This window comes from Microbacterium sp. (genome assembly GCF_039812165.1).
Classification (GTDB): Bacteria; Actinomycetota; Actinomycetes; order Actinomycetales; family Microbacteriaceae; genus Microbacterium.
Window position 1 is genome coordinate 1 of record NZ_JBDIAB010000066.1, and the last position, 13,038, is coordinate 13,038.

General features: G+C 75.4%; 1 protein-coding gene. It reads left to right on the plus strand.

Annotated features, from left to right (window positions below; translation table 11 throughout):
- A partial coding sequence (locus tag WML84_RS07415) for a hypothetical protein (RefSeq protein ID WP_347345504.1) occupies window positions 1–13,038 on the plus strand: 13,038 nt, incomplete at both ends.

Consider the following 13,038-nt stretch of genomic DNA (forward strand, 5'->3'; position numbering starts at 1 on the left):
AACGCCGGGAACGCCTCGACCGCGAACGGCGGCGCAGGCACCGGCGCGGCGACGACGCCGAGCGCGGAGTCGGCGCAGGGCAAGGTCAACGCGGCGGCCGCCGTCGCGGTGACCCTCAGCACGGTCCGCGCCGAGACGATCCTCGGTCCGGCCATCACGGTCACGACGACCGGTGCCGCCGCCCTGAACACGAGCGCGAACACCGACGCGGCGTCGTCCGCGAACGGATCGGCGTCGCAGGGCGCGACGGCCACGATCGGCGCGGCCGTCGCCATCACCCTGGCCAATGTCACCAACCGGGCTGTCGTCCCGGCCGGTGTCACGATCCGGGCCGGGAGCCTCGCGGCATCCGCCACGGTGACCGCCGACGGTGCGGACACGACGGCGACGTTCGGTGCGGAGTCGATCGCCGGCGCCGGGGGCGGCAAGGTGTCGGTCGCGGGATCGTTCGCGCTCGCGGTCGTGAACCACACCACCACGGCCGGCATCGACGGCACGGTCGTGCTGACCGGCGGCGACGCCACGCTGACCGCGACGAGCGATGTCGCCACGACCGTGAAGGCCCTGCCCGCGGGCGCGGGCGTCACGACCGCCGGTCAGCTGGGCCTCGGCGCCTCGGTCGCCCTGGCCCTCGTGACCGACACCACCGCCGCGACCATCGGCGACAACGTGTCGCTCACCGGCGCGCGGAACCTCGCGCTCACCGCGACCGCGACCGACGTCGCGACCGCCGAGGCGCGCATGGGCGCCAAGGGCGGCAAGGTCGCCCTCTCGCCGGCCGTCGGCATCGCACTCTCCAACATCACGACGCTCACCCGGGTCGGCTCCGGCGGAACGTTGGCTCTCTCCGGCGGCCTCACGGCGACGGCGACGCAGCGGGCGACGGCGACGAGCACGGCGAACGCGGCGGTGCTGGATGCCGCGACCGCGGGCGTCGGCGTCGGCCTCGCGCTCACCATTGCGAACCACACCGTCACGAGCGCGCTCGCGCGCAGCCTCACCGCGGGCGGCGACGTCGCGCTGCGCGCCAGTAGCGTCTCCGACGCCACGTCCACCGCGACGGCGTCCGCGGCCGGCGCTCCAGAGAACGCCGCAGACTCCGGCGACGCGGGCAACCCCGGCGGTGCCGGCGGCGCGGGTGTCGACGACCTCGTCGCGGGGGAGCGCGCCCATGCCGGTGCGGCCTCCGAGGCCAACGGCGGCGCGGGCACCGGATCCGCGACGACGCCGAGCGCGGAGTCGTCTCAGGGCAAGGTCAACGTCGCCGCGGCCGTCGCGATCACGCTCTCCACCGTCCGCGCCGAGACGATCCTCGGCCCGGCCATCACGGTCTCCACGCCCGGGAGCGTGACGCTCGCCACGAGCGCCAACACCGACGCCTCCTCGTCGGCGAACGGGTCGGCGTCGCAGGGCGCGACGGCCACGATCGGCGCCGCCGTCGCGATCACCCTCGGGAACGTCGTCAACCGGGCCGTCGTCCCGACCGGGGTCACCGTGTCGGCCGGCAGCCTGACCGCGTCGGCGACCGTCACCGCCGACGGGGCCGACACCACCGCGACGTTCGGTGCGGAGTCGATCGCCGGCGCCGGGGGCGGCAAGGTGTCGGTGGCAGGCTCGTTCGCTCTCGCCGTCGTGAACCACACGACGACCGCCGGCATCGACGGCACCGTCACGCTCGCCGGCGGCGACGCGACCATCACGGCGACGAGCGACGTCGCCACGACCGTGAAGGCCCTGCCCGCGGGCGCCGGCGTCACGTCCACCGGTCAGCTCGGGCTCGGCGCGTCCGTCGCGCTCGCGCTCGTGACCGACACGACCACGGCGACCATCGGCGACAACGTGTCGCTCACGGGCGCCCGCGACCTGATCCTGACGGCGACGGCGACGGATGCCGCGTCCGCGGAGGCGCGCATGGGTGCGAAGGGCGGCAAGGTCGCCCTCTCGCCGGCCGTCGCGATCACCCTCTCGAACGTCACCACGACCACGCGCATCGGCAGCGGCGGCGTCCTCGGACTCGCCCGCAACCTCACCGCGACCGCGACGCAGAAGGCCACCGCGGGCACGACGGCATCCGCCGCCGTCCTCGACGCCGCGACCGCCGGCGTGGGCGTCGGCCTGGCCCTCACGATCGCGAACCACACCGCCACGACGACGCTCGCCCGCAACCTCACCGCCGCGGCCGTGAGCCTCCGCGCGAGCAGCATCTCGGATGCCACGTCGGTCGCGAACGCGTCGGCCGCGGGCGCCCCCGAGAACGCCGACGACTCCGGCGACCCGGGCAACCCCGGCGGCGCTTCCGGCCCCGGTGTCGACGACCTCGTCGCGGGCGAGCGCGCGCACGCCGGCGCCGCATCCCAGGCCAACGGCGGAGCCGGCACCGGCTCCGCGACGACGCCGAGCGCGGCGTCGTCGCAGGGCAAGGTCAACGTCGCCGCGGCCGTCGCCATCACGCTCGCCACCGTTCGCGCCGAGACCGTCATCGACCCCGCGGTCACCTCGATCGCCGTGACCGGCGCCGTCACACTCGCCACGAGCGCGAACACCGACGCCTCCTCGTCGGCGAACGGCTCGGCGTCGCAGGGCGCCACCGCCACGATCGGCGCGGCGGTCGCGATCACCCTCGCGAACGTCGTCAACCGCGCGACCGTGCCGGTGACCCTCACCGTCAGCGCGCGCGACCTGACCGTCTCGGCCACCGTCACCGCCGACGGCGCCGACACCACCGCGACGTTCGGCGCCGCATCGATCGCGGGCGCCGGCGGCGGCAAGGTGTCGGTCGCCGGCTCCTTCGCACTCGCGATCGTCAACCACGACACGAACGCCACGATCGACGGCACCGTCGTGCTCGCCGGCGGCGACGCCACCGTCACCGCCGCGAGCGCCGTCGCCAGCACCGTCACCGCGCTCCCGGCCGGCGAGGGCGTCACCGCGACCGGACAGCTCGGGCTCGGGGCATCCGTCGCCCTCAACCTCATCACCGACACGACCCGCGCCGACGTCGCCGACGGCGTCTCGGTGACCGGAGCGCGGAACGTGACGCTGACGGCGACGGCGACGGATGCCGCGACCACCGAGGCCCGCATGGGCGCCAAGGGCGGCAAGGTCGCACTCGCCCCCGCCGTCGCGATCACCCTCTCGAACGTCACGACCGCGACGCGCATCGGCACCGGCGTCCTGCAGGTGAGCGGCACGCTCACGATGGCGGCCACGCAGAAGGCGACCGTCGCCACGACCTCGACCGCCGCCGTGCTCGACGCGGCGACCGCCGGCATCGGCGTCGGCCTCGCGCTCACGATCGCGAACCACACCGTGACCTCGACCCTCGCCCGCAACACGACGGCGGGCGGAGCGGTCGCGCTGAGCGCCGCGGGCGTCTCCGGCTCGTCGGCGGGGGCCGCCGCGTCCGCCGCCGGCGCCCCGGAGAACACGGCCGACTCCGGCGACCCGGGCAACCCCGGCGGCGGCTCCGGCGACGGGGTGAACCAGCTCGCCCAGGGCGAGCGCGACTTCGCCGACAGCACCGCGACCGCCAACGGCGGCACCGGCTCGGGCGGTCAGGCGGCCCCCGAGGCCGAGACCTCGAGCGGCCCGGTCAACGTCGCCGCGGCCATCGGCATCACGATCGCCACCGTCCGCGCCGAGACGATCATCACCCCCGCCGTCACCGCGATCGTCGCGGGCACGTCCGTCACGCTCTCCGCGGGCGCCAACACCGACGCCACGTCGTCGGCCGACGGCTCGGCGGCCGGCTCCGGCTCCGCCACGATCGGCGCCGGCGTGGCTCTCACCCTCGCGAACGTCACGAACCGCGCCACGGTGCCGGCGACCCTGACCGTCACGGCGCACGACCTCACCGTCGCCGCGCTCGTGCAGCCCGACGGCGCCGACACCACCGCCACGTTCGGGGCGGCGTCGACCTCGGGCGCGGGCGGCGGAAAGATCTCCGTCGCCGGCTCGTTCGCCCTCGCCGTCGTCAATCACACGACGCTCGCCGCCGTCTACGGCACCGTGATCCTCACCGGCGGCGACGCGACCCTCACCGCCACGAGCGCCGTCGCCAGCACCGTGACCGCCCTGCCCGTGGGCGAGGGGGTCAGCGCGAGCGGCGACGCCGGCATCGGGGCATCCGTCGCCCTCAACCTCATCACCGACACGACCCGCGCCGAGATCGCCGACGGCGTCTCGCTCACCGGAGCGCGCACCGTGACGCTGACGGCGACGGCGACCGATGCCGCGACCACCGAGGCCCGCATGGGCGCCAAGGGCGGCGGCGTCGCGCTCGCCCCGGCCGTCGCGATCACCATCTCGAACGTCACCACGCAGACGCGCCTCGGCACCGGAGTGCTCCAGCTCGCGGGCGACCTCGCGATGACCGCGACGCAGACCGCATCCGCCGACACGACCGCCGCCTCCATCACCCTCGACGCGACCGACGCCGCGATCGGCGTCGCGCTCGCCCTGACGATCGCGAACCACGGCGCGACCTCGACGCTCGCCCGCAACACGACCGCCGGCGGCTCGGTCTCGCTGCGCGCCGCGAGCATCTCGTCGTCGAGCGCCCTCGCCACCGCGTCCGCCGCGGGTGCGCCGGAGAACAGCGGCTCCGGCGGCACGGCCGGCAACGGCGTCGACAGCCTCGCCCAGGGCGAGCGCGACAACGCCGACAGCGTCGCGACCGCCAACGGCGGGGCCGGCTCGGGCACGAAGCAGAACCCCAGTGCCTCGACGAGCGGCGGCGCCGTCGCGGTCGCCGCGGCGGTCGGCATCGTCGTGGCCACGATCGTGGCCGAGACCGTCATCGATCCCGCGGTCTCCGCCATCACCGCCGCGAACGCGGTCACCCTCGCCTCCTCCGCCAACACCGACGCCCGTTCCGGCGGCGACGGGTCGTCGGCCGCCACCGGCGACGCCACCGTCGGCGCCGGCGTCGCGCTGACCCTCGCGACGGTCACGAACCGCGCGACGGTGCCGGCGACCCTCACCGTCTCCGCGCACGACCTGACCGTGTCGGCCACGGTCACCCCGAACGGCTCCGACACCACCGCCGGCTACGGCGCCGCCGCCGCGGCGGGCGCCGCGGGCGGCAACGTCTCGGTGGCCGGCGCCGTCGCGATCGCGATCCTCCTCACCGACACGCTCGCCGCGATCTACGGCACGGTCGTCCTCACCGGCGGCGATGTCGCGGTCACCGCCGCGAGCGCCGTCACCAGCACCGTGACGGCCCTGCCGGTCGGCGACGGCGCCTCCGGAACCGGCGACGCCGGCGTCGGCGCCGCGTTCGCCCTCACCCTCGACACGCACACCACGACCGCGCTCGTCGCCGACGAGGTCTCGCTCACCGGCGCGCGCAACGTGACGCTGACGGCGACGGCGACGGATGCCACGACCACCGAGGCCCGCATGGGTGCGAAGGGCGGCGGGGTCGCCGTCGCCCCGGCCATCGCGATCGTGATCTCGGCCGTCACGACCCTCGCCCGCATCGGCACCGGAGTGCTCGAGGCCGCGGGCAGCGTCTCGATCACCGCGCGTCAGCACGCCGCCGCGACGACCCAGGCGACCGCGGCCGCCATCGCCTCGACCGACGCCGCCGTCGGCGTCAGCCTCGCGCTCACGATCGCCGACCACACCGTCACCGCCGTGCTGGGCCGCGACACGACCGCCGCCGGCGACGTCTCGCTCACCGCCTCGAGCTGGTCGGCCTCGAGCGCGCTCGCCACCGCCTCCGCCGCCGGCGCGCCGGAGAACGACCAGGACGCAGGCTCCGGCGACCCGGCCACCGAGGGCGGAGCCGCGGGCACCGGCGTCGACCAGCTCGTCGGCGGCCAGCGCGGCTACGCCGACAGCACCGCGACCTCGTACGGCGCGCAGCCCTCCGGCTCGACCTCGACACCGAGCGCGAAGACCTCCAGCGGTCCCGTCAACGTCGCCGCCGCGATCGGCATCGACATCGCGACCGTCCGCGCCGAGGCGCTCGTCGAGCCCCAGGTCGACAGCATCGTCGCAGGCGGCACGTTCACGCTCGCGTCGTCGGTCAACACCGACGCCTCCTCCGGCGGCGACGGGTCGTCGTCGAAGGGCGGGGACGCCGCGATCGGCGCCGGCATCGCGATCACGTACAACTCCACGGTCAACCGCGCGGTCGTCCCGGCGACGCTCACCGTCGCGGCGCACGCCCTGAGCGTGAGCGCGACGCAGACCGTCGACGGCGCCGACGACACGTCCACGGTGCGGGCGATCTCGTCGTCCGGCGCAGGCGGCGGCAAGATCTCCGTCGCCGGCTCGGTGGCTCTCGCGATCTCGACGTTCGACACCCTCGCCGCCGTCTCGGGCACCGTGACCCTCACCGGCGGCGACGCCTCGATCGTCGCGGGCAGCAAGGTCGCGACGACCGTCAAGGCGCTCCCCGCCGGCGAGGGCGTCGTCGCCACGGGCGACGCCGGGGTCGGGGCATCCTTCGCCCTGGCGCTGGCGACCAACACGACGATCGCCCGCATCGACGACGACGTCGAGCTCACCGGCGCCCGCGACCTCACCGTCGCGGCGGGGACGATCGACGAGACCACGACCGAGGCGAGCATGGGCGCCAAGGGCGGCAAGGTCACGGTCACCCCCGCGATCGCGCTCACCGTCTCGACGGTCACGACGCGCGCCACGATCGGCGCGCTCGCCTCCGGCCCGCTCGAGGCCACCGGACGCGTGCTCGTCTCCGCCTCGCAGACCGCCGCCGCGCGCACGACGGCCGGCGCCGTGGCGACCGGGGCGACGGATGCCGCGATCGGCGTCGCGCTCGCGCTCAACTTCGCGTTCGACACCGTCGAGGCCACGACCCGCCGCAGCATCACCGCCGGCGGCGAGATCCGCTTCCAGGCCAGCGGTTCGTCGCTGAACGGCGCTTCCGCGAGCGCGTCGGCGAGCGGCGCGCCCGGAGAGTCCAGCGGCGACGCCCCGGCCGGCGGCGTCGACGGCCAGCTCTCGTCGCAGCGCACCTACGCGAACCAGCAGAGCCTCGACACCGGCGGCGCGGGCGTGCAGAACAGCTCGAACCCGTCGGCGTCGACGAGCGACGGCGGCGTCTCGGTCGCCGCCGCGATCGCCCTCAACATCGCCGACGTCTCGGCGCGCGCGTGGCTGCCCGACGGTCTCACCCTCATCGCGGGCGGCGCCGTGCTGCTGCTGGCCAGCGAGCAGGTCGACGGCATCGTCCAGGCCGACGGCACCGCCCTCGCCACCAAGGACGCCGGGGTCGGCGCCGCGGTGGCCCTCAACCTCGTGTTCCTCGAGAACCGCGCGTGGGCGGGCGCCGACACCACCGTGCAGGCCAACGGCTTCACCGCGTCGGCCACCATGACCGCGGTCGGCTCCGACCGCAGCCACGACTTCTCCGCCATCGCGAATGCGGGCGCCGGCTCGCCGGACGTCGGCGTCGCCGGCGCCGTCGCGCTCAACATCGTCACCGACCGCACCGAGGCGTGGATCCCCTCCAGCGCCGTCGTCGACTTCGGCACCGGCGACGTCGTCGTCGCGGCCGAGAACCTCCGCACCGACACCGCGAAGGCCAAGGCCGACGCGAAGGGCGGCGGTTCGAGCACGGGCGTCGGCGCATCGGTCGCCATCAACGTCATCGCCGTCAACCTCACGCGCGCCGAGATCGAGGACGGCGCCGACGTCACCGGCGGCGCGAACGTGTGGGTCACCGCCGACGCGACCGACACCGTGATCGCCGAGGTGACCGCCGGCTCGTCGGGCGGCAACGCGGTGAGCCCCGCCGTCGGCATCAACGTCGTCCTCCCCGTCACCCTCGCCCGCATCGGCACGCCGGGCCCGCGGCCGTTCGTGGCCTCCGGCGACATCGTCGTCCGCGGCACGTACAAGGGGTCGGCGACCGTCACCGGCAACGCCGACGCCGCAGGCGCGAGCGTCGCGGTCGGCGCGATCATCGTCATCAACGTCGTCGACATCGACCCGATCGCCGCCGTGTACCGCGACATCACCGGTGCCTCGCTGTGGCTCATCGCGACGACCGAGCTGCACACGCGCGCCGAGGCGACCGCGAGCGCCCAGGGCACCAAGAGCAGCACGCAGGGCGGCGCGCAGAACTCCGACGCCCAGGCGCAGGACCAGCTGAGCGGCACTCCCGCCACGAGCGGCACGACCGGCTCGCTGCCCTCGGCGAGCAGCAACGTGTCGAGCGCGAACGGGCAGGCGAACAGCCAGTCCGGCCAGTCCAGCGACGGCGTGGGCGTGGGCGCCGCGGTCACCGTCAACTGGGTCACCGTCGAGAACGAGGCGATCGTCGCCCCCGGCCTCGTCATCACCCTCACCGGCGCGCTCGCCGTGCTCGCCACGAACGAGACGGATGCCGTCGCCAAGGCGATCGGCACCAGCTACAGCCTCGAGACGAGCAGCAGCAACATCGGCGCGGCGGTCGGCCTCAACGTCGTCACCGTCACCAACCGCGGGTCGATCGGCGCGGGCGCCACGATCACGGCGGGCTCGGTCTCGATCACCGGCATCACCCCCACGGGCGCCCGCAACGACTTCCAGACCTGGGCGATCTCGGCCGCGGGCGGTCGCGGCGACGCGAGCGTCGCCGGCTCGGTCGGCGTGCAGGTGCTGCAGCTCGTCAACGAGGCCGTCATCGGCGAGGGCTCGAGCCTCACGGTCACGGGGAACGTCGGCCTCGACGCGAGCAACCCGATGGGCCTCCAGACCCTCGCCGTCTCGGGCGCGTTCACGACGAGCGGCACCGGCGTGGGGGCGGCCATCGTCGTCCAGTACGTCGACGCCACGACCCGCGCCCACATCGACTCGTCGTTCGAGCGGCCCACCACGATCGACGCCGGCGGCTCGATCATCGGGCGGGCCACGGCATCCCTCGTGCCGCTCGCCGCACCCGAGGTGCCGCTCATCACGCTCCCCGCCTTCACCGCCGTCGCCCTCGGCGCCGCCGCGGCGGGCGGCGACGCCGCGGTCGGGGGCTCGGTCATCGTCGACGTCATGAACCGCACCACGCAGGCGTTCCTCGGCGACGCCGCGCGCGTGAACCAGAACGTGGCGGTCGTGGCCGCGCAGGACCTCGCGTTCACGGCATCCGACCAGTCCGAGCTCGTCGAGCTCGCCGGCGCCCTGGGGCTCACCACGGGGAGCGCGGGCGTCGGCTTCGCCCTCATCGTCGGCGTGCACAACAAGGACGTGCGGGCGTTCGTCGGCCGCGGCGTCGTCGCCGACCTCGGCGGCTCGGTGTGGCTCACCGCCACGGCCGGCGAGGGCTTCACCGAGATCGTCGCGGGCGGGGCCGCCGCCTCCACCGCCGGCGTGACCGGGTCGTTCACGGTGCTCGTCGTGAACGAGGGAGACAGCGACCCGGGCACGCGCGCGTACATCGACGGCGGACCCGAGACCCCCTCCACCGTCCGGGCGCGGGGATCGGTGACCATCGCGGCATCCGACCCCGTCACGATGGTCCTGTTCGCCGGCGGCGTCGGCGTGGGATCGACCGCCGGCATCGGCGTCGCGTCGGTCGTGTTCGTGCGCACCGGCGTCGTCGACGCGTACGTCGCCGCCGGCGACACGGTGTGGGCGCGCGGCGGCACGGGGCTCACGGTGACCGCGTCGCAGAGCGAGGACCAGTGGCTCGTCGCCGTGGCCGGCACCGTCGGCGGCACCGCGGCCGTCTCGGGCGCCGTGACCATCGGCGTGCAGAACAACACGACCACGGCGCACCTCGACCGCGGCGTCACCGTCGACGGGGTCGGCTCGGACGGCTGGCCCTCGGCCATGCTCGCCGCCTCCGACCACACGACCCTGCGGTCGGTCGCCGGTCAGCTCGCCGTGGGCGGCACCGCCGGCGTGGGCGCGGGCGCCGACGTGCAGGTCGTGAACAAGGACACGCAGGCGTGGATCGCGCCGCAGTCGCTCGTGGTCGTCTCCGGCGACGTCGCCGTCGACGCCACCTCGAGCGAGGACGTCACGAGCGTCTCGGCGGGCGGCAGCGTCGCCGGCACCGCGGCGATCGCGGTCAACGCGGCGGTGTCGGTGTACGACATCACCACCAAGGCGTTCATCGGCGAGATCTGCTCCGCCGGCACCGCGAGCACCGCCACGTGCCCGACCTCGCGCGCCATCGTGGTCGCCGGCGGCAGCGCCCGCGTCGCCGCGAACGAGGTGCTCGCGATGGACATCATCTCCGGCTCGGTGGCCGTCTCGGGCACCGCGTCGGTCGGCGTCACGGCCGCCGTCCCGATCCTCACGAAGACCACCACCGCGTTCGTCGGCGACCTCTCCCAGGTCACCGCGCTCGGCGGCGGCTCCGGCCTCGTCTCGACGACCGGCGGGTACGACACGCAGTACATCGACACGCGCTTCACCCCGGCGACGGCCATCCAGGGCGACGGCATCACGCTCGACCTCGGCTACGCGCACGGGCTCGCCGAGGGCCAGCAGGTCAGCTACGACCCGGGCGGCATGGACGAGATCGGCGGCCTCGACGCCGGCGCCGAGTACTACGTCCACGTCGTCTCGCCCACGCGCGTGCAGCTGTCGGCCACGCAGGGCGGGGCCCCCATCGTCCTCGGGGCCCCCGCACGCGGCGGCCGGTCGCAGCGCATCTACCCGACCGACCAGGCCACGGTGCCGGTGCGGTCCGCGCCCTACCTCACGCCGGCCCTCGACGTGTCGGGCAACACGGTCACGCTGCCGTACGACCTCGCCCTCGACGCCGGCGACGCGGTCGTCTACACGGCGAACGGCGGCACCCCGATCGGCGGCCTCGTCGACGGCCAGACCTACTACGTGATCCCGGTCGGACCCCACGCGTTCCAGCTGTCCGCGACCCCGTGCGGCGCCACCCCGTCGGCCGACGGCTGCTCCGGCGGCGCGACGCAGCCGATCGCGCTGAGCGCGGGCACCGCGACCGGCCGCGCGCACAGCTTCGTGCTCGAGGGCACCCAGCCTCCCGGAGACCCCGCGCAGATCACCGGCATCCGCATCGTGACGCCGCGCACCGACCGCATCTGGGGCGTCGCCGTCATCGCCAACAACAGCGACGAGATCCTCGCGATCGGCGCGAGCGCCGCCGTCTCGGCGACCGCCGGGGTGGGCGTGGGCGGCAACGTCAACGTCGTCACCGCCGACACCGACGCCTACATCGGCCGGCTCGCCCGCGTGAACGACGACAACACCGGCGCCTCGCCGCTGCAGTCCGTCCGGGTCGTCGCGGGCAGCGACTTCCGTCAGCTCATGGTCTCGGCCGCGGTCGGCGGCGGCATGGCCGGGGTGGCGACGAGCGCGACCGTCGACATCGTGACGCTGACGACGGATGCCGTGATCGACGACGGCGCGATCGTGCGCGCCGCGCGCGACATCGTCGTCGTGGCCACCGGCGCCGAGTCGATCACCGCCGCCGCCGCGGCGGTGGGTGCGGGCGTCGCGGGCGTCGCCGCGGCGGTCGCGACGATCGTCCTCGACGTGCACACCTACGCCCGCACCGGGCGCGTCGTGATCGACGCCGGCAACAACGTCCTGGTCGCGGCATCCGACGACACGTCGCTCACGACCGTCTCGGGCGGCATCGGCGTCGGCTTCGTGGGGGTCGGCGCGGGCGTCGCGGTCGTGTCGGCCACGAAGGACACGCGCGCGCTGATCGGCGCGGGCAGCACCGTCGACGCGCGCGCCCTCCAGCCGGCGTCGCCGCTCGACGGCATCCCGAACGGCACCGTCACGGCGACCTCGTTCCCGACCTCGCCGCAGTCCGGCCTCGCGGTGCTCGCATCGTCGTCGCAGACCGTGTTCGGCATGGCGGTCTCGGCCGCCGGCGGGTTCGTCGGCGTCGCCGGCGCGGTCAACGTCACGCTCGTCCGCGGCACGACCATCGCCCGCATCGACAGCACGAGCGCGCAGCGCACCGTGGTGAACGGCGACGACGGAGCAGGCTCCGCCCAGTCGGTCTCGGTCGTCGCGACCGACCGCACCGACGCACTGACCATCGGCGGCGGCCTCGGCGGCGGGTTCGTCGGCGTCGCCGGCGGCGTCGACATCGGCGTCATGGACCTCACCGTCCGCGCCGAGGTCGGCGACGGCGCCGTCATCACCGCGAGCCGCGACCTCGCGATCCGCGCCATGTCGATCCGCACCATCCGCTCGTACGCGGTGAGCATCGCCGGCGGCGTCGTCGGCGTCTCGGGCTCGGTCTCGGTGTGGACGGCGGGCGGCTCGCCCTCCGCCGGCTACGACACCGGCGGCGGTCAGCAGGACCCGCTGAACGGCGGCGCTCCGCAGTCCGCGGCCGGCGGCCACGCCTCGGGCGGCGGCGCCGACGGCTACACGCACATCCTCGACGGCGCTCAGCGCTCCTCCGGCGACCGCGCGGGGCAGCGCATCAACCCGACGCTGGATGCCGCGACCGCCGCGATCTCGTCGGCGACCCCCGACAGCGACCTCGTCTCGCGCGAGTTCTCCCAGCCGCCCACCCCCGGCGGCACCACGAGCGCCATCGGCATCGGCGCCACGATCACCACCGGCCGGCACGTCGAGGTCACCGCCGAGGCGCGCGACACGTTCTTCGCGCTCGCCGGGTCGGCCTCCGGAGGGCTCGCGGCCCTCGGCGTGGCCGTCGTCGTCGCGAACCTCGACTCGATCGTCGACGCCGGCATCGCCCGCGACACCGTCGTCCGCGCCGGCGGCGACGTCGGCGTGCGCGCGACGCACAACGAGGACACGTCCGCGGTGGCCTTCTCCGGCGGCATCGGTGCCGGCGTCATCGCCGGGCAGGTCGTCGTGCTGAACTCCGACGCCCGCCAGAACGCGCACCTCGACGACGGCGCCGCCGTGCCGGTCGCGGGCGGCACGGTCTCGGCCGCCGCCGCCGCCGGTCGCCGGGTCGCACCGCTCACCCTCGGCGTGCAGCTCGGCGGTCTCGCGGCCGGCGCCTCGGTGGCCGTCGCCGACGTCACCGGCGACACCCTCGCCCACGTCGGCGTCGTCACGATCGGCGCCGAGTCCGCGGCCGGCGGCCTCGCCGTCTCCGCACAGTCCACGATC